This window comes from Bradyrhizobium sp. 61 (genome assembly GCF_023073075.1).
GTDB lineage: Bacteria > Pseudomonadota > Alphaproteobacteria > Rhizobiales > Xanthobacteraceae > Bradyrhizobium > Bradyrhizobium barranii.
The window spans coordinates 32,570-50,441 of the sequence record NZ_JADPIU010000077.1; the positions used below are offsets into that span (position 1 = coordinate 32,570).

Annotated in this window: 14 protein-coding genes and 1 tRNA gene; 4 read left to right on the forward strand and 11 right to left on the reverse strand. The window is 65.9% G+C overall.

From position 1 onward, the window contains the following. Window positions 1-17: 17 nt before the first annotated feature. On the reverse strand, window positions 18-1,034 hold the full coding sequence (locus IVB46_RS29870) for an amino acid ABC transporter substrate-binding protein (RefSeq protein ID WP_208086720.1): 1,017 nt from the start codon (window positions 1,032-1,034) through the stop codon (window positions 18-20). A 393-nt stretch (window positions 1,035-1,427) separates the two neighbouring features. Here IVB46_RS29870 and metC point away from each other — a divergent pair, with 393 nt between their 5' ends. Then, a complete protein-coding gene (metC, locus tag IVB46_RS29875) occupies window positions 1,428-2,612 on the forward strand; it encodes a cystathionine beta-lyase (RefSeq protein WP_247310412.1) in 1,185 nt (394 codons plus the stop codon). Window positions 2,613-2,791: 179 nt separating this feature from the next. Beyond that, window positions 2,792-4,480 (forward strand): Na/Pi cotransporter family protein, encoded by a 1,689-nt coding sequence (locus tag IVB46_RS29880; protein ID WP_247344039.1) that lies wholly within the window; start codon window positions 2,792-2,794, stop codon window positions 4,478-4,480. 9 nt (window positions 4,481-4,489) lie between these two features. On the opposite strand, the gene IVB46_RS29885 is transcribed toward IVB46_RS29880, so the two are convergent. The 7 genes from IVB46_RS29885 to IVB46_RS29915 form a co-directional block, all read right to left on the reverse strand. Continuing rightward, window positions 4,490-4,828 (reverse strand): lipid-A-disaccharide synthase N-terminal domain-containing protein, encoded by a 339-nt coding sequence (locus tag IVB46_RS29885; protein WP_028151722.1) that lies wholly within the window; start codon window positions 4,826-4,828, stop codon window positions 4,490-4,492. Further along, a complete protein-coding gene (locus IVB46_RS29890; protein ID WP_071914140.1) occupies window positions 4,825-5,562 on the reverse strand; it encodes a glycosyltransferase family 2 protein in 738 nt (245 codons plus the stop codon). The genes IVB46_RS29885 and IVB46_RS29890 overlap by 4 nt, the downstream gene beginning before the upstream one ends. Before the next feature lie 65 nt (window positions 5,563-5,627). Then, complete coding sequence (locus IVB46_RS29895) at window positions 5,628-6,473, reverse strand: phosphatase PAP2 family protein (protein WP_085401447.1); 846 nt, start codon at window positions 6,471-6,473, stop codon at window positions 5,628-5,630. Beyond that, window positions 6,474-8,216: a glycosyltransferase family 39 protein gene (locus IVB46_RS29900; RefSeq protein WP_247310421.1), complete on the reverse strand. Its 1,743-nt coding sequence runs from the start codon at window positions 8,214-8,216 to the stop codon at window positions 6,474-6,476. It lies immediately after the preceding gene. 50 nt (window positions 8,217-8,266) lie between these two features. Then, window positions 8,267-10,459 carry a penicillin-binding protein 1C gene (gene pbpC / locus IVB46_RS29905; protein WP_247344041.1) on the reverse strand — a complete coding sequence of 731 codons (2,193 nt, stop codon included), beginning with the start codon at window positions 10,457-10,459 and terminating at the stop codon, window positions 8,267-8,269. Beyond that, complete coding sequence (locus IVB46_RS29910) at window positions 10,459-15,663, reverse strand: alpha-2-macroglobulin (RefSeq protein ID WP_247310427.1); 5,205 nt, start codon at window positions 15,661-15,663, stop codon at window positions 10,459-10,461. Before IVB46_RS29910 ends, pbpC begins: the two co-directional genes overlap by 1 nt. Beyond that, complete coding sequence (locus tag IVB46_RS29915; RefSeq protein ID WP_166341529.1) at window positions 15,660-15,902, reverse strand: hypothetical protein; 243 nt, start codon at window positions 15,900-15,902, stop codon at window positions 15,660-15,662. Before IVB46_RS29915 ends, IVB46_RS29910 begins: the two co-directional genes overlap by 4 nt. 164 nt (window positions 15,903-16,066) lie before the next feature. On the opposite strand from IVB46_RS29915, the gene IVB46_RS29920 reads away from it, so the two are divergent. Beyond that, a tRNA-Arg gene (locus IVB46_RS29920) sits at window positions 16,067-16,143 on the forward strand. Between the two features lie 238 nt (window positions 16,144-16,381). Here IVB46_RS29920 and IVB46_RS29925 read toward each other — a convergent pair. The 3 genes from IVB46_RS29925 to IVB46_RS29935 all read right to left on the reverse strand — a co-directional run bounded on the left by IVB46_RS29925 (window position 16,382) and on the right by IVB46_RS29935 (window position 17,459). After that, window positions 16,382-16,555, reverse strand: a complete 174-nt coding sequence (locus tag IVB46_RS29925) for a hypothetical protein (RefSeq protein ID WP_155795230.1) — start codon at window positions 16,553-16,555, stop codon at window positions 16,382-16,384. Window positions 16,556-16,820: 265 nt separating this feature from the next. Continuing rightward, window positions 16,821-17,039 (reverse strand): hypothetical protein, encoded by a 219-nt coding sequence (locus IVB46_RS29930; RefSeq protein ID WP_063983431.1) that lies wholly within the window; start codon window positions 17,037-17,039, stop codon window positions 16,821-16,823. A 267-nt stretch (window positions 17,040-17,306) separates the two neighbouring features. Further along, on the reverse strand, window positions 17,307-17,459 hold the full coding sequence (locus IVB46_RS29935) for a hypothetical protein (RefSeq protein ID WP_014495428.1): 153 nt from the start codon (window positions 17,457-17,459) through the stop codon (window positions 17,307-17,309). A gap of 188 nt (window positions 17,460-17,647) precedes the next feature. Here IVB46_RS29935 and IVB46_RS29940 point away from each other — a divergent pair, with 188 nt between their 5' ends. Continuing rightward, window positions 17,648-17,806 (forward strand): hypothetical protein, encoded by a 159-nt coding sequence (locus IVB46_RS29940; protein WP_028161343.1) that lies wholly within the window; start codon window positions 17,648-17,650, stop codon window positions 17,804-17,806. The last annotated feature ends 66 nt before the right edge of the window (window positions 17,807-17,872 follow it).

Consider the following 17,872-nt stretch of genomic DNA (forward strand, 5'->3'; position numbering starts at 1 on the left):
CCGCGGATCAGGCGGGATCAGCGGATCGGCGGCGCGTACTGAAGACCGCCCTTATTCCAGAGATTGTTGAGGCCACGGCTGATGCCGAGCGGCGAACCGGCGCCGACGTTGCGATCGAACACCTCGCCGTAATTGCCGGTGGCCTTCACGATCCGCACCACCCAGTCCTTGGTCAGGCCGAGCTGTTCGCCGAAATTGCCGTCGCTGCCGAGCACGCGCTTCAGCTCCGGATTTTCCAGTTTCGCCTTCTCGTCGACGTTCTTCGAGGTCACGCCCAGCTCTTCGGCGGTAACCATGGCGAACAGCGTCCATTTCACGATGTCGAACCACTGGTCGTCGCCGTGACGCACCATCGGCCCGAGCGGCTCCTTCGAGATGATTTCGGGGAGCACCATATGGTCGTTGGGATTGGCAAGCTTGAGGCGGTTGGCGTACAGGCCCGACTGGTCGGTGGTGAAGACGTCGCAGCGCCCGGCTTCATAGGCCTTGACGGTCTCGTCGTTGGTGCCGAACGCGATCACCTCGTACTTCATGTTGTTGGCCTTGAAGTAGTCGGCGAGGTTCTGCTCGGTGGTGGTGCCGGTCTGGACGCAGACCGAGGCGCTGTTGAGCTCGAGCGCCGAGTTCACCTTGAGCGACTTCTTCACCATGAAGCCCTGCCCGTCATAATAGGTGACGCCGGTGAAGTTGGCGCCGAGCGAGGTGTCGCGCGAGATGGTCCAGGTGGTGTTGCGCGAGAGCACGTCGATTTCGCCGGATTGCAGCGCCGTGAAACGATCCTTGGCGGACAACGGCACGTACTTGACCTTGGTCGGATCGTTGAAGATCGCCCCGGCGATCGCGCGGCAGAGGTCGACGTCAAGCCCGGTCCAGTTGCCCTTGTCGTCGGGCGAGGAGAAGCCGGGCAGGCCCTGGCTGACGCCGCAGGACAGCATGCCCCGGTCCTTGATGGTCTTGAGCGTTTGCGCATCGGCGGCCTGGGCGGAGAGGCCGGCGGCGAGAGCGAGAGTGAGAGCCAGGGTTACGCGTTTCATGGGCTGAAGGCCTTTCAAAGTCGTCTCAATGTCAGGAATGGCGTCTTTGGGATCGTCTCCGCCAGGGCTAGCCGCATCAAGACTAGCCTTGCAAGAGTCATGCTGGAAAACCTTGCCGAACACTCGCCCATCCCGGGAGGCCATACCTTAATCCCCGCCGCAGGCGCCCGCCGTTATGGCTGTGACGCAAGGTCCGGTCAGACGATGGATCGAAGGTCGCGGCAGCCCCTCAACATGCGGCGACTGAATAGCACCCGCGCATCTCAGAACGACTGGCGAGCCGGGTCAAGGGGTTGACGGGACTCTTCTGTGTTCTGTTATTAACGGCAGCGGCCTTCGGCCGGCCCGCGGGCGCGGCGCGCCCGGTGGAAACGCGGTTTTGAAAGCAGACGCATGGATTCCTCGCACCCCTCCCGACAGCACGCCGAAACCCGGCTGGTGACCTCCGGCCGCGACACCAAGGCGCAGAAGGGGTTCGTCAATCCGCCGGTGTTTCACGGTTCGACCGTGCTCTATCCGACCGCCGAGGACCTGCACGCCCATCGCGGCGAGTTCCAGTACGGCCGCCACGGCACCCCCACCACCAGGGCGTTCCAGGAGACGCTGATGGCACTGGAGGGGCCGCAATGCGCCGGCGTCGGCATCGTGCCGTCTGGCCTGTCGGCGATCTCCACCACCCTGCTCTCGGTGCTGAAGACCGGCGACCATCTGCTCGTCTGCGACAACGTCTATCGGCCCTCGCGCAATTTCTGCAACGGCATGCTCGCGCGCCTTGGCATCGAGACCACCTATTTCGATCCGCTGATCGGCGCGGGCATCGACAAGCTGTTCAAGCCCAACACCCGCGCGGTGCTGGTGGAGGCGCCGGGCTCGCAGTCGTTCGAGATGCCTGATATCCGCGCCATCGCCGAGGTCGCGCATGCGCGCGATGCGCTCGTCATCGACGACAACACCTGGGCGACGCCGCTCTATCATCGCTCGCTCGACCAGGGTGTCGACATCAGCATGCAGGCCGCCACGAAGTATATCGGCGGCCATTCCGACATCATGTTCGGCACCATCTCGGCCAACGCCAAGGCGTGGCCGCAGATTGCCGAAGGCATCCGCCTGCTCGGCGTCTGCGCCGGCCCTGACGACGTCTTCCTGGCGCTGCGCGGCCTGCGCACGCTGTCGGTACGATTGGCGCAGCATCACCGCTCGGGGCTCGACATGGCGCGCTGGCTAGCGGCCCGCCCCGAGGTCGCGCGCGTGCTGCATCCGGCGCTCGAGACCGATCCCGGCCATGCCATCTGGAAGCGCGATTTCACCGGCGCGTCGGGCCTGTTCAGCATCGTGTTGAAGCCGGCGCCGCAGAAGGCCGTCGACACCATGCTCGACACGCTCAAGCTGTTCGGCATGGGCTTCTCCTGGGGCGGCTTCGAGAGCCTCGTGATTCCCTTCGATTGCGACGCCTATCGCACCGCCACGAAGTGGTCGCCGGGCGGCCCGACCCTGCGACTGCACATCGGCCTCGAAAGCGTCGACGATCTCAAGTCCGATCTCGATCGCGGCTTCGCTGCCCTCAAGGCGGCAATGTGAGCCTGCTCACAAGGCATCGCGCCTCGGGACGCGGCAATCGCGCGCCGGCGGACGCGCAAAACGCGCGCCGCGGGAACGCGCAACCGCCGCAAACGTTAACGCGGATGCGCCAACAAAGGGTTTGAACCGCTGACGTTTGGCGCTAGCCTCACCAATCGACTCCAATCCGGACGCGGAGCATGGGAACGTTGGTTCTGCTCGATCTGATGGGCGGCGTGGCGCTGTTGCTGTGGGGCCTGCACATGGTCCACAGCGGGATTCTGCGCGCCTTCGGCCCGGACCTGCGGCGGCTGCTCGGCAAGGCGCTCGGCAACCGATTCAACACGTTCGCCGCCGGGCTAGGCCTCACCGCGCTGCTCCAGAGCAGCACGGCGACGGCGCTGATCACCAGCTCATTCGCGGCAGAAGGCCTCGTCAGCCTGGCCGCCGCGCTCGCCATCATGCTGGGAGCCAATGTCGGCACGACGCTGATCGTGCAGGTGCTGTCGTTCAACATCGCAGCCGTTGCGCCTGTCCTGTTCGTGCTCGGGCTCGTCGCCTTCCGCTCCGGCCCACGGTCGCGGATCAAGGATATCGGCCGCGTCTTCATCGGCCTCGGCTTGATGCTGCTGTCGCTGCACATCCTGCTCGACACGCTGGCTCCGGCGGAGAACGCGCCGGGTGTTCGTGTCATGATGTCGGCAATCACGGGCGATCCCGTGCTCTGCATCGTCATCGCCGCGCTCGTCACCTGGGCGGTGCATTCGAGCGTCGCCAGCGTGCTGCTGATCATGTCGCTGGCCTATTCGCAGTTCATCACGCCTTACGCAGCCCTCGCGCTGGTGTTGGGGGCCAATCTCGGCAGCGCCATCAATCCCGTATTCGAAGGCGCCCGGCGCGACGATCCCGCGAGCTACCGCCTGCCGCTCGGCAATCTCGCCAACCGCGTGATCGGGATCGCGCTGGTGCTGCCCTTCCTGAGTGGGATCGCCGAGCACATGCACGCCTGGCAGCCCGATCTCGCCAGGATGACGGCGGCCTTCCACATCGCCTTCAATGTGGGCACGGCCGTCATCTTCATCGGCCTGCTCGACATCATGTCCCGGCTCCTGACCCGGCTGCTGCCTGATCGCGTCCGGGAAGACGATCCGGCCCGGCCGCGCTATCTCGACGAGAGCGCGCTGGAGACGCCGTCACTGGCGCTCGCCGACGCCGCGCGCGAGACCTTGCGCATGGGCGATCTCGTCGAGGTCATGCTGCGCAAGGTGATGGCGGCGATGATGACCGGCGACCGCGCGCTGGTCGACCAGGTCACGAAGATGGACAATGTCGTCGACAGCCTCGACGAAGCCATCAAGCTCTATGTGACGAAGCTGATGCGGGGCAGCCTCGACGAGAGCGAGGGGCGGCGCGCGATGGAGATCATCTCCTTCGCCATCAACCTCGAGCATATCGGCGATATCATCGACAAGAGCCTGAGCGAGCTCGCGACCAAAAAAATCAAGCGGCGCTTCCAGTTCTCGGCCGAGGGCGCCGAGGAGCTCGCCGCCTTCCACAAGCGCACGATGGACTCGCTGCGGATCGCCTTCGGCGTCTTCATGTCGGGCGACGCCAACGAAGCGCGCAAGCTGCTGGTGGAGAAGACCACGCTGAAGAACAACGAGCTCGCCGCCGTCGAGCGCCATCTGGACCGCCTGCGCGAGGGCCGCCCCGAGACCATCGAGACCACCTCGCTGCATCTGGACGTGCTGCGCGACCTGCGCCGCATCCACTCGCATATCTGCTCGGTCGCCTATCCCGTGCTCGAAGCCGCCGGCGAGCCTTATCGCAGGAGCGAGGCGGATGCCGCCCTGCCCGCCTCCGGCGCGGCCTCGGCGTTACCGCGCTAGCGGCGCATCTCAGCGTTCCAGCGTTCTTGAGGCGCGGCCGCGGTTCTTGATGATCAGCATGATGTTGCGGACATAGATGATGGTCGCAAGCGCCTGTCCGAGGATGATGACGGGTTCGCGCTTCACGACGCCATAGACCAGCGTCATCAGCCCGCCGCCCATCGAGCAGAACCAGAACGCCATCGGCACCACGCTGTTGCCGGCCCGCTCGCTCGCGATCCACTGCACCAGGAAGCGCGCGGTGAAGAACAGCTGCGCGACAAGGCCGAACGCAAGCCAGAAATCGAACTTGGCGACGAAGACGTCGTAGAGATAGTTGTTCAACGCCTGACCGTATTGGATGATCATGCCTTCACCTCAGTCACATCTGGTGTCGGCTTCTTGCGGCGGATCAGCCACCACACGCCGACGAGATCCATGATGCCGATCCATAGCCGGTCGAAGAAACCATAGTTTGACACGCCGGAACGGCGCGGCCGGTCGATCACGTCGACATAGGCGATCTCGTAGCCCTCGCGGCGCACCAGCGCCGGCAGGAAGCGATGCAGCCCGTCGAAATAGGGCATCATCAGGAACACGTCGCGTCGGAACGCCTTCAGGCCGCAACCGGTATCGCGCGTTCCATCCTTCAGGATCGCATTGCGGACGCCGTTCGCCACGCGCGACTGGAATTTCTTGAAGCCGGTATCCTTGCGTCCGACACGCTGACCGGCAGCGAGACCGACGCGCCCCGCCCCCTTCTCGACCGCCGCGATCAGGTCGGGCAGGAAGGCGGGATTGTTCTGCCCGTCGCCGTCGAGCGTCGCTACGATCGTGCCGCGCGCCGCGCGCACGCCACTGCGCACTGCTGCCGACTGGCCGCCTGATCTGGCATGGCGAAGCTGCCGGAGATTGTCCCGCTGCTGCATGATCGCGCCGAGCCGTTCGCCGGTCGCGTCCGTCGAGCCGTCATTGACGTAGATGATTTCATAGGCCCAGCGGCCGTCGAGCGCCGCGCCGATCTCCTCGATCAGCGGCGCGATGTTGTCGGCTTCGTTGCGCACGGGAACGACGATGGAAACCGAAGGCTGGGACGACGACAAATCGAAAGCTCGTGGTTGGAATTGGCCTGCCCCGGGGAACCGGCGGTCCCGGCAGGCAGCCGCTTTTATGGGGCGGATGCCCCGTGGGCAACCCTTTTGAGGCGGCCCGAGACCGCCCCTGCAAGAGGCACAATGGTGCCGTCGGCGCGGATGGCAAAGCCGAGCCTCCGGGCCGCGAACCAGTAGCGCACTGCCATGGCGCCGACCATGCCGACCAGAGCGCCGGCGACGACGTCGCTCGGATGATGCGCGAGCAGCACCAGCCGGGTCAGCAGGATCACGATTGCGTAAGTGAACATGAACACGCGCAGGCGCGGCCACAGTGCCGAGACCGCAAACGCCAGCGCAAACGCCGTCACCGCATGACCCGACGGCAGGCTGGCATAAGCCCCCGTTCCCTCTAACGGGATGAAGTTGAACGGATCGGCCTTGCCGCTCACGAACGGACGTCCGCGACCGATGAGATATTTCAGGATCTCGGCAACGAACACGGACAGGGCGACAGACAGAAACATGAACTGCAGCCGCGTACCGAGGCCGAGCAGCAACCCACGACGGGTGCCGTGCAATCCCGCTGCAACGAGCGCCAGGAGCACCAGCGTCCCCCCGAGCACCGAGAGCACATACTCGTCCTTGCCGAAATCGGTGAGGATGCGGATCGGCCACAGGCTCGGCGTGCCACGCACCGGCATCAGCTGGATTTCGGTCTGATCGAACGCGAGCATCAGCACGATAATCAAGGCCGCACCGGCCGCGCTGAGCCACAGCGAATGCCGCGCCAGCTTTCGCGCGGCTTCGGCGCGGCATGAATGCGAAGGCGTACGGACGAGTTGCGCCAGGGCACGGCCCGACACCGCGAGCAATTGCGCGGGATAGCCCGGGCGCGGCGTGATGTCGGCTGGCGCCGGCATCTACTCAGTGCCTTCCGAGCGGAAGATCGAGATCGAGATCGCGCGCCCTTGCGAGAAATTATAGCCGTCGATGCGCGTACCGACCTTGTAGCGCAACCCGATCGCCTCGGCGCGCTGCACGAAGCTGCGCTCCGAGCGCTGCTCGATCAGCGCGAAGCGACAGCTCCCCTGCCGCAGGAAATCCGCCGCGCCAGAGCCGTCGGTCAGCAGCGTCTGCGTGCCCGTCAGGAACACGAGGCTCGGCTCGTGATATCCGGCAGCGGCTGCCTTCGGCCCGACGCAGGTGACGTTGCGAAGCGCGCGTGCGATCTCGATGCTCGGAAACAGCGGGGTCAGCGACGGCAGCACGATGCCGTAGACCACGACCGCGAGCATCAGCGCTGCGACCAGCGCGTTGAGCAGCGAGCGCTCGGCGCGGTTGGTGTCGAACAGCCACCAGGCGAACAGACCGAAGATGAGCGAGGCCGCAATGAACGGCCAGGCCACGAACGCCGGTTGCCGCGTCAGCATGACCGCGCCGACCACGGCGATGATCGAGGCGGCAGCGGGAATCGCGAACCACCAGGCCGAGCCGCGCGCGAGCCACGAGCGCGACAGCACGTTGCGCTCCAGCGCACCGACGGTGAGGATCGCGATCGCCGGATACAGCGGCAGCACGTAATGCGGCAGCTTGGTCAGCACTGCCTCGAACACGATCCAGGACGGGATCAGCCAGGCCAGCAGGAACTGCGCGCCGGGCTCGCGCCGCGCCCGCCACACCGCCGGCGCCGCCATCGCCGCAAGCGGCGCGCCGGGCCAGAATGTGATCCAGAATAGCGCCAGATACAGTCCGGGCGGCGCACCATGGGATTCCTGGGCGCCGATTTTGCTCAGCATGTCGCCGCCGACGGAATCGGCGAAGAAGGCATCGCCCGCGCGCCAGAAGATCGCGACGAACCAGGGCAGCACCAGCACCAGCATCCACATCAGGCCCCAGAGCGGACGCAGCTTCCACAGCCACGAGGCATCACGGTCCTGGATCGCGAGCGCGACGATGGTCAGGCCCGCGAACATCAGGATCAGCGGACCCTTGATGAGGATGCCGACCGCGAGCGCGGTCCAGAAGATCGCGGGCCAGCTCCATGGCGGATGCGTCTCGTCCTCGGCGCGCTGCCACGACAGATAGGCGCGCGCCATCGCGCCCATTGCGGCGGTCACGCAGAACAGCAGCATCGCATCGGTCTTCGCGAGGCGTGCTTCGACGCCGAGCAGCACGGAGGCGCACATCAGGAGCGCGGCGAGCACCGCGGCGCGCCGCGTGACGAAGCCGAGCGCGGCCCAATAGGTCATGAGCACGGCGCCGATTGCGCCGATCAGCGACGGCAGCCGGTACACCCAGATCCGCAATTCGGCCTTCGGCAGCTTGAGCGCGGATGCGGCTTCAACCGCGGCCGACTGCAACCAGTAGATGCCGACTGGCTTCTTGTAGCGGACGTCTTCCTGGAAGCGGATGTCGACATAATCGCCGCTCTCGACCATCTGCTTGGTCGCCTGCGCAAAGCGCGCCTCGTCGCGGTCAACGGGCGGAATCGTGAAGAAGCCCGGCAGGAATAGCAGCAGCGCACAGAGCAGCAGGAAGCCGACCGCGCGGGCGTGGCTGGCCGTGGCGACGTCGAGCATGGACACGAGGCGGCTGCCCGGATTTACGGGCACTTTCGGCTCGCGGGGTGCTCCAAAACGGGGGCTGGGATAGGTCTCGGCCATTGGTTCCGCTTACGCTGAAACCGTCATTCCGACAACCGGTTAAGGCGGGGTCATTGAATTCGAATGACAACTGTGTCCGCGGCGCCAGTGGCGTCGATCACGGTCAGCCGCGCAAAGCCCGGACCGGGCGGATCGATCAGGCGCTGGCGGCGCCCGTCGATCTCGCCGAGTGATGTTCCATTAACCATGACGGTCATGGGAAGGACGCCGCCGGCGACCTTCACCGGCATGGCTGCGCTCCCCTCGCCGCCGGAACGGTCGACATCGATCCGCGAGCCGTTCAGCGGGAACTGGATGTGCAGCGCCTGCTCGCTGCCGGTCCGCACTAGTTCCCCGACCGGGCGGAACCGCTTCAGCGGCAATGGCAACTTGGCGTTGCTGGCGACCAGGGTTCCCTTCGGCGGCTTGGGCAACGGGGCCAGCGTCTTGCCGGTGCGGGCGAAGGCATCGAACAGGATCGGGGCTGCGGCCACGCGGCCGATCAGGCCGGGAACCGGCGCGCCGTCGGGCCGGCCGACCCAGACGCCGATGGTCATGCGGCCGTCGAAGCCGACCGACCAGGCGTCGCGATAGCCGTACGAGGTGCCGGTCTTGAACGCGATGCGGTTGTGGGCGGCGTTTTCGGGCGGCGGCGTGCCCAGGAGCACGTTGCCGACCTGCCAGGCCGCGACCTGGTCCAGCAGCCGCAGCGGTTCCCGATCGTCCCGGCCGGTCATGAGGTCGCGCAACGGCATGGTGGTGCCGAGCCGGGCGAAACCCGTATAGAGCTGGGTGAGGTCCTGCAGTGTCACACCAACGCCGCCGAGTCCCATCGCGAGCCCCGGTGCCTCGTCCTTGGGCAGGACCAGATTGCCACCGGCCTGCCGCAGCCGCGACGACAGCCGGCTCGCGCCGACGCGGTCGAGCAGCACGATCGCCGGCACGTTCAGCGACAATTGCAGCGCCTTCTTCACCGGCACCGTGCCCTGAAACGTCATGTCGAAATTTTCCGGCGCGTAGGAGCCGAAGCGGACGGGCCGGTCGTCGATCAGACTGTCGGGGTGGACGAAGCCGTCCTCGAACGCGAGCCCATAGATGAAGGGTTTTAGCGTCGAACCCGGCGAACGGACGGCGCGGGTCATGTCGACCTGCCCCGCCCGGCTCTCGTCGAAATAATCGGCCGAACCGACGCGGGCGAGCACGTCGCCGCTCTCATTGTCGACCACGATGATGCCGACCGAGATGTTGGGCCCGAGCGCAATGGCGCGGTCGCGCGCCAGCGGCTCCAGCACCTTCTGAAGATTGGCATCGAGCGTCAGCTTGATGACCGGCGTATCCTTGACCGTCGAAAGCGCCGTGTCGGAGGCATGCGGCGCGAGGATCGGCATCGGCTTGCGCAGTTTTGGCACGGGCACGGCCTTGGCCTGCTTCGCGTCCTCAAGGCTGACCACATGCTCCTCGACCATGCGGTCCAGCACGCGGTCGCGCGCCTTGCGTGCGGCCTCGGGATAGCGATCGAGCCGGCGCGTCTCCGGCGATTGCGGCAGCGCCACCAGCAGCGCGGCTTCCGCCAGCGACAAGCGCTTCGGCTCCTTGCCGAGATAGGCGATCGAGGCTGAGCGGGTGCCTTCGAGATTGCCGCCATAGGGCGCGAGCGCGAGATAGAGGTCGAGGATCTCGGCCTTGCTCATGCTGCGCTCGATCTCGATCGCCCGCACGATCTGCCGCAGCTTTGCATAGAGCGAGCGTTGCCGCCGCGGCTCCATCAGCCGCGCCAGCTGCATCGAGATGGTCGAGCCGCCCGAGACGATGTGGCCGCGCGTGGTGAGCTGTAGCGCGGCGCGCCCCAGCGCGAGCGGATCGAGGCCGTTATGCGCGTAGAAGCGCTGGTCCTCATAGGCGAGCAGCAGTTTCAGATAGGTCGGATCGACGTTCGCTCTTGTCTCGACCGGCAGCCGCCAGCGGCCGTCGGCCATGGCATAAGCGCGCAGCAGCTTTCCGTTGCGATCGACGACGGTAGTGGAGACCTGGCGCGCCTCGTCGAGCGGCAGCGGGCCGAGCGAGTAAACCCATGCGACGAAGCCGCAGATGGCGAGGATGAAGGCGAAGGTGGCAGCCGAGAGGACACGAAGACCCCAGCTTCGCACTCCGTCATGGCCGGGCTTGTCCCGGCCATCCACGTTCTTTTCTTCGGCACGAAAGTCCGTGGATGCCCGGGACAAGCCCGGGCATGACGACTGAGTATGAGGCGTCACCTCGCTCATCACTTCGCCGCCCGCACCTCGACGTTACCCGTCCCGGTCCGGCCGTAGCGCGAGGGATTGTACATGTCCTCGACATAGGCCTGCGGCAGCACGTATTTGCCGGGCGAGACCGCGCGCACGACGTAGGCGACGGTGAAGACCGACTTGGAGTCCGAGGCACGATCGACCGCCGCCGTGAAGCGGTCGTCGCGGAACTCGGTATCTTCAGGCTCCTCGCCGTCCTCGATCCAGTCCAGCGTGCCACTGTCGCCCGACGACACCAGCTTCGGATTGTCAATCTCGAGGCCCGCGGGCAGATAGTCGGACACCATGATGTGGCCGTACTCGGGCTTCGCCTCGGTGATCTTCAGCACCACGGCGAAACGCTGGTTCTGCTTGACCTTGCTGATGTCGGCGGGCTTGCCGTCGAGCGTGAAATAATTCCGCTCGATCTTGAAGCCGTTCGATGCAGCCGGCTCCGGCGTGACCGGCGAGCCCGACACCGAGACCACCGCCTGCACCGGCGCATCGCCGGTGTTGGTGATCTTCAGCGGCTTGCCCTCCAGCGTCACGGCCTTGTAGCTGCGGTACAGCGCGGTCTTCACCGGCTGGCCGTCGACTTCCATCGACAGGTTCTCCTTGGCCAGCGCGCGCGCCGCCAGCACCAGCCACGCATTCTCCTGCGTCGAGGTGTAGGGCGTCAGGCCGCGCGCGGTCTCGACCCGCGACACCGCCTGCGTCAGCGTCGCCTTCGGCGCGTTGCCTTCGCTGGCAAGCGAGACCAGCGCTGCGGCATCGCGCAGCTGCGAGCCGTAGTCGGTGCGGCCGAACTCCAGCACCGGCTTCGGCGCGAGGCTGTCGAGCGCGGCGCCGTAGACGCGTTCCGCGCGGTTGCGGTCGCCGACCAGCGCGAGCGCCGCCGCAAGCTGTGACTTCGCGATCGGGGTCGCGAGGTTGGCGAGCTTGGTGTCGGCGAGGTAGCGCAGATCGCCGATCGGAGCAGCGCCGTTACGCGCGAGCACGTAGAGGCCATAGGCGAGATCGCGCCCGCCGTCCTTCTCAGGCTCGTTCCCGTTCACGACCGAGTTGCGGATACGGTCGAGCGCGTTCTTGAACAGCACGTCCGGCACCGCAAAGCCTTTTTCGCGGGCGCGGGTGAGGAAGTCCGTCACGTAGGCGTCGAGCCAGGCGTCGTCGCCTCCGGCCGACCACAGGCCGAACGAGCCGTTGGAACCCTGGCGCGCCAGCAGCCGCTCGATCGCATCGCGGATGCGCTGGTCGACCTCGGTGTCCATGGCCAGATGCGCGCCGACGGCGAGCTCGTTGACATAGAGCAACGGCAAGGCACGGCTCGTGATCTGTTCGGAGCAGCCATAGGGGTAGCGGTCGAGCGCCTTCAGGATCGTTGCGGCGTCGAGCGCCGTCGACAGGCTGGCCGACACCGAGACGCTGCCGGTGCCCGGGACGAGATCGGAGAACATGTCCGAGGTCAGCGTCAGGCTTTCACCCTTTGCCAGCGTCCGGATCGAACGCCGCGCCAGCACCTGCGTCGCCGCCTTGACGTCGAGCGCATAGTGACGCGCCAGAGCAAGGCCGTTCGGTCCCTTGATGTCCACGTCGAGCGTCGCCTGCCCTGCTGCCGTCGCGTCGATCGCGAGCGTAAACGCGTTGCGCTGCTTGGCGGCGAGCTTGACCGTGGTTGCGGGATTGCCGGTCATCTTCACCGGGCCGCCGGTCTTCACGTTGATGACGTAGTCGCCGGCCTGGCCCTCGACATTGTCGATCTCGAGGTTGACCGTGCCGTGGTCGCCATTGAGCAGGAAGCGCGGCAAGGTCGTGGTCAGCACCACGGGATCGCGGATCACGACATCCGTGTTGGCACGGCCGAGCTTGGTCGCGGTCCACGCCACCGCCATGACGCGCGCGGTGCCGGCGAACTCGGGGATGTCGAAGCTCACTTCGGCGGTGCCGTCGGCGGCGACCGTGACGATGCCCGAGTAGAGCGCGAGCGGCTTTTGCGCGGGCGGAGAGCCCTGCAATTCGCCCGCACCGGCATCGCCGCCGGACTTGATCTGTCCGCGCGTGCCCGACATGCCGTCGATCAGTTGCCCATAGAGATCGCGGATCTCCGCGCTCAGGCGGCGCTGGCCGAGATAATAATCGTCAGGCGCCGGCGGCTTGTAATTGGTGAGGTTGAGGATGCCGACATCGACCGCGGCGATCACGACCTTGGCGTCCTCACCCGGATTGAGCCCGTCGAGCTTGACCGGGATCTTCAACGTCGCATTCGGGCGGACCAGTGCCGGCGGCGTCAGCCTCACCTGGAGCGTGCGGGTCTGCTTGTCGATGCCGAACCATTTCAGGCCGATCGCCCGGCCCGGCATGCGTTGCGCAGCCGCATCGAGCGGGCGGCGCAGCGTCGCCACCACATAGGCGCCGGTGCCCCAGTCCTTGCCGACCGGCAGCCGCACCTGTGCGGTACCTTCCTTGACGTCGATGGTCTGCGTCGTCAGCAGGCGGTCGCCGAGCACGTTGACGGTGAGCTTGCCGGCGCTGCGGACGTTCACCGACACCGTCATGGTGTCGCCGGAGGCGTATTGCGGCTTGTCGATCGAGGTCTCCAGCAGGTCCGGCGTGTCGGCGCTGCCGTCGGAATACCAGCCGACGTCGAACTGCACCGAGGTCACCGGACCGTCGGCATCGTTCGACTTCACATCGAGCCGGTAGCGGCCGGGCTGCGGGCTGAGCGAGATCCGCGACGGCTTGTCGGCCGCGACCGTCACGTCGCCGTCGGAAACGCGCGAGGTCGATTTGACCGGCTCGTACTCCCAGTAATTGTTCTGGCGATACCACTGGTAGCGCGACTCCATCTTCAGGAGCTCGTAGCGCAGGCCGTCGCGGCGCAGTCTCTCACCCTCGGGCGAGACGAACACGACATCGAACTCCGCCTTGTCGCCTTCGGCGACGTTCTTGTCGCCGAACAGCGGCTTGATGCCGATCATGGCGTTGGCGGGCGCGACCGGCAGCACGATCTTGCGCTCGACGGCGCGGCCGCCGGTCTCGACCATGCGAACGAAGATCTGCGCCTCCTGCGGGCGCGTCGAGGCAAGCTGCTTGTCCAGCGTCACCGGGAAGGTGGCAACGCCATTGGCGTCGGCTTCCGGCAAATTCTCCAGCGGTGTGCGCTCGTTCGAGGTGGTCTCCTCGTCGGCGACGCCGAACTGGTAGCCGGCAAAGCCCGGGCGCTCGCTCGCGGGCGCGACCAGCATGTCGCCTTCGAGCTGGAGACCGGAGGCCGGCGCGCCATAGAGGAAATGGCCATCCGCCTTGAGTTCCACCGGAGCGTTAGCTTTGATCAGCTTGTCCTTGGCGGACAAGTCGAATTCGATCCGATCAGGGACGTAGTCCTCAACCATGAAGGTGGTTTCGCCGACCGACGAGCCCTTCGGATCGGTGAACGCACGGACCCGCCAGGTCCCGGTCGGGACCGCCGAATTGAGCGGCACTGACAGCGTACGGCCGCCGGCGCCCTGGTCGGCCAGCACCGCGCGGCGGAATTCGACGCCGTCGGGGCGCTCGATCACCAGCGTCAGCGGCCCGCCGGCAACGGCATTGCCCTGCCCGTCGCGCAAGAGCGCGGTGAGATAGACGGTCTCGCTGGAGCGATAGACGCCGCGCTCGGCATAGACGAAGGCATCGGCGCCCGATGGCACCGCCCGGCCCGAAACGCCGCGGTCGGACAGGTCGAATGCCGAGGTCTTAAGGCTCAGGAAGGCGTAATCGGCCTTCTCGCCCGTGACCGTGAGCATCGCCGGCGACAGGCCGCCTTCGCCGCGCGCAAGGCCCGCCTCGAACAGCACATGGCCGCTGTCGTCGGTCTTGCGGGTCGCCAAAATCTCATTGTTGCGGGCAACCAGCCGGACCTCGGCCTTGCCGACCGGGTCGGTCGAGGCCAGCGAATTGACGAAGACGTGGATGCCGTCATTGCCGGAATAGGCGGTGACCCCGAGGTCGGAGACGATGAACCATTGCGTTGCGAGCTGGTAGTCGTCATCCGAGCCCGGCCCCTTGGCCGCGGCGGTCATCACGTAGACGCCGGGCTGGAGCTCGCCGAGCGCCTGGTCGACCGGGAATGCGGTGGTGACGTCCTGGTTCAGCGTCATCGCGGTCGCGAGCTCGCCGGTCCAGACCTTGACGCCACGCTCGCCGCCGAGATCGGCGAGCTGGTAGCGCGACAGCGTCTTCTGGAAATCGCTGTCGACCACCGTGTTGATCAGGTTGCGGTCGCCGATCCGGAAGACGTTGACGTTGACGGCGGGCGTGTTGACGCTGACCACGGGAATGCCGCGTTGGCCGGTCCGCGGCAGCACATAGGCACGGCTGGTGAAGCGCACGAAGGGCTTGCGGTCGCGCACATAGACGTTGAACTCGGCCGATTTCGGCAGGCCCTCCTTCACGGTGGACGGCAGGCCGGCGCGCAGATTGATGTTGTAGCGTTCGCCGTGCTTCAGCCCGTCGACGCAGAGCTGCTTGCCTTCGGCCGACAGCGCCGGCTTGTCCTGGCCTGCCAGCGCGAGGTACGGCGCGAAATCGGTGCGCTTGGCCAGTTCCTCCGAGAACTGGAAGCAGGCGCGCGGGCTCGCCGAATCCGAGTCCACGGTATAGTCGAGCAGCCGGAAGCCGTGCTCATCGCGCATCTTCTCGTATTGGCCGCGGACGTCAGCGACCTCGCGCATGTCGAGCGACAGCCGCAGCGCATCCAGCGCCGGCCGCCACAGCTTGCGTTCGGCCAGCGACTTGCCGAGCACGGCGAGCGCATCCGCCTCCTCGCCCGGATTGCCGGCGCGCTGGTAGGCGATGTAGGCGGCGGTCGAGGCCCGCTCCAGCAGGAACGTCTGCTCGCTCGAGCTTTTCGGCGAGATCTGGAAGATCACCTTGGCGAGCCGCAGCCAGTTGCCGGTATCCTCCGGCGTGGTCGCGGCGATCTGGCCGAGCACCGACAGCCCGGTGCGGAAATCATTGCGCCGGAAGGCGGCGTCGGCGTCGGTGCGCAGCGTCGCGCTGGTCTTGGCGACCGGCCCCGCTTCGCTCTTGATCTGGGCCTCCAGCTTGATCGCGGAATCGGCGAGGTCGTCGCGCTTGAACGCCTTGTCGGCGGCCAGCGCTGCGCTAAGGCCGAGCGCCAGCGTGGCGCAGAGTGTGACGGCGCGAACAAGACCGATCATAATGGACTCCCGGAAATCGCGGCGAACGCCGCGTGAGCATGAAATGCGCGGAAAGGTGACGGACTCAAGGCGATGGAACCAAAGGTGCAAATCGTCGCATTCGCCATGACAAGGCAAGCCCTGAGGAGACCGATCGAGATATCACCGCGCACGCCGTCCTGATGGCGCAGCCATACCTGACCGATCGACCGGCGGCCGTGTCCCGGAAGCTGGCCAGCGTTCCCGGCGATGTAATCCATCGTCCAGTCCGCTGCCGCTCAACCCGGCACCCTGACACCCCACCGTTCCGCTTAGTCGCGGCGTTGAGGAAAACGGTTCGGTTCAGACTTGGCGAAGCTGCGGATTTTTCATATTTGGCGTGATAGAAGACCGGCAAGGTGGTAGCCGAGGCCGGCATCAAGACGGTCCCATAGCTCAACTGGATAGAGTAGCGGATTTCTACTCCGCGGGTTGCAGGTTCGAGTCCTGCTGGGATCGCCATTCATTACTGGATTGACGAGGCCGACGGAGCCGACTTGCGGTATCGGCCGCCCGCTCACCGGTGACGTCTTCAAGAGCCTCGCTGTTCTCGTCGATCCCTTGGACGATTTCGATTCGCGCTGCCGGAATTTCGGTGCCGCTTGATCGACGTGACGGACGCACAGTTACCTATCCTCATTACTTCACGAATACGTGGGTACCCTCGCCCCGGTCTTTGAACCGGGCAGACGAACCCTATCTATGCGCCGGGCGACGTGCGCCCGATAGGGAATTCGATGCTGCCAACCGAGTGGACGAGAATGGCTATCGCATCTGCGGTTGCCGTGATCGCGATGTCGTATTTGGCAATCGACGCAGGCGTCGTGAACTCCAGCGTGATCACACGGCGCATCGAGACGGCGCGGGCTTCCATTGCGGACGCGGCGGCCAGTCAGCATCAACTCGCCTTCGCTATCCAGGCCTGGGCGCGTCCAAGCCGCCAGAAGGCGGACTCGGAGCCACATTTGGAGCACTGCCTGGCGATCGATTGAGTCAGGCGCAGCACCAGATCAGCCGACGCCTAAGCGGCCTTTCTTTTGTTCACGGTCCGACTCCGCTTCGTTCCAAAAGCACGAATCGTCATCGCAAAAATCGGCAGCGCGCATTCATTAATGCCGCGTTTCGCTGGCTCGGTTCGTTCATGCATCCGAGGTCACGAGCACGGGCCGCAATCGGTACGCATCGATCGCGGCGTTCGACAGCAGCAGCCTGCGCCGCTCGCCGCGCAGCATCAACCGGTCGATCCTGTTCAGGATGAAGCGGGCTGAATCATTGGGCTCACCGGTGAGCAGGCCGGATTGGTCGAGATATTTCCAGGCGATCTCGAAAGACTGCGCGCGCAATTCGGGGTCTGTCATAGCCGGCCAACGTCGACGGGGAACGGATGTTCCTAACCGCGCAACGTCAGTCGCAGCGAACCACGGCGCGACGAAATGCGTAGCGCCGCGAACGAGATCACGACCAGCACGTTGGCTGCAACGAAATGGAGTGGTGCCGACCCGCCAGCCCCGGTCGGCTTTGAAGGGCCCCGTGCTTGTCCCCCCGAGCACGGGGCTTTCTCATGCAGGCCAACCAGCGTCCCGACCTCGGCCGGCCATTGACGCGAGATCTCGCCGAGGATGCGATTAGTCCGTCTGCTCGTCGCGCCGGTCGCGGGCGAGCTGATGCCAGGCCAGAGCCAGTTGGATCAGTCTCTGCCGGTCGGCGCCGTCGGCGGACGCCGCGGCCCGCTTCATCGCCGCCTCGGCTTCGTGCTGTGGGTCGTACTTGGGGCACATGAGGCCGAACCTAACCGACCGATATGGACGGACCGATGGCAATTTCGTCCGTATGAATGCGGGGTGGCTTCGCGTCGTCCGAACCCACCCTGACGCATCTGTGAAGTGCGTCACAGCCTGCAACCGGCGTCTCGGCTAAACAGAACTCAACCGCTCGCACCACCGCGAGAGGGCATGGGTGGTCCATCATGACACAGGAAGCAGCAGCCGAGGCTCACGTCCCAACGCGACGCGCAAGGCCCGACCTGTTCGGCGCCACGTTTCTTGCCACCATCGGTATCGTGATGCTGGCCTGGATCGCAGGCCTGGTCTGGGCCGCGATCGCGTTCTTCAACTGGCTGGTGTGACGCGCGAAGCGATCAGTATCGCTTCAGCAAGCAATACGTTGCCCAGACAAAAAGAGGCGGGCCTGC

Coding starts and splice junctions, on each gene's coding strand:
- IVB46_RS29870 (WP_208086720.1), bottom strand. CDS start 1,034: ATGAAACGCGTAACCCTGGCTCTCACTCTCGCTCTCGCCGCCGGCCTC.
- metC (WP_247310412.1), top strand. CDS start 1,428: ATGGATTCCTCGCACCCCTCCCGACAGCACGCCGAAACCCGGCTGGTG.
- IVB46_RS29880 (WP_247344039.1), top strand. CDS start 2,792: ATGGGAACGTTGGTTCTGCTCGATCTGATGGGCGGCGTGGCGCTGTTG.
- IVB46_RS29885 (WP_028151722.1), bottom strand. CDS start 4,828: ATGATCATCCAATACGGTCAGGCGTTGAACAACTATCTCTACGACGTC.
- IVB46_RS29895 (WP_085401447.1), bottom strand. CDS start 6,473: ATGCCGGCGCCAGCCGACATCACGCCGCGCCCGGGCTATCCCGCGCAA.
- IVB46_RS29900 (WP_247310421.1), bottom strand. CDS start 8,216: ATGGCCGAGACCTATCCCAGCCCCCGTTTTGGAGCACCCCGCGAGCCG.
- pbpC (WP_247344041.1), bottom strand. CDS start 10,459: ATGAGCGAGGTGACGCCTCATACTCAGTCGTCATGCCCGGGCTTGTCC.
- IVB46_RS29910 (WP_247310427.1), bottom strand. CDS start 15,663: ATGATCGGTCTTGTTCGCGCCGTCACACTCTGCGCCACGCTGGCGCTC.
- IVB46_RS29915 (WP_166341529.1), bottom strand. CDS start 15,902: ATGGATTACATCGCCGGGAACGCTGGCCAGCTTCCGGGACACGGCCGC.
- IVB46_RS29925 (WP_155795230.1), bottom strand. CDS start 16,555: ATGGAAGCCCGCGCCGTCTCGATGCGCCGTGTGATCACGCTGGAGTTC.
- IVB46_RS29930 (WP_063983431.1), bottom strand. CDS start 17,039: ATGACAGACCCCGAATTGCGCGCGCAGTCTTTCGAGATCGCCTGGAAA.
- IVB46_RS29935 (WP_014495428.1), bottom strand. CDS start 17,459: ATGTGCCCCAAGTACGACCCACAGCACGAAGCCGAGGCGGCGATGAAG.
- IVB46_RS29940 (WP_028161343.1), top strand. CDS start 17,648: ATGACACAGGAAGCAGCAGCCGAGGCTCACGTCCCAACGCGACGCGCA.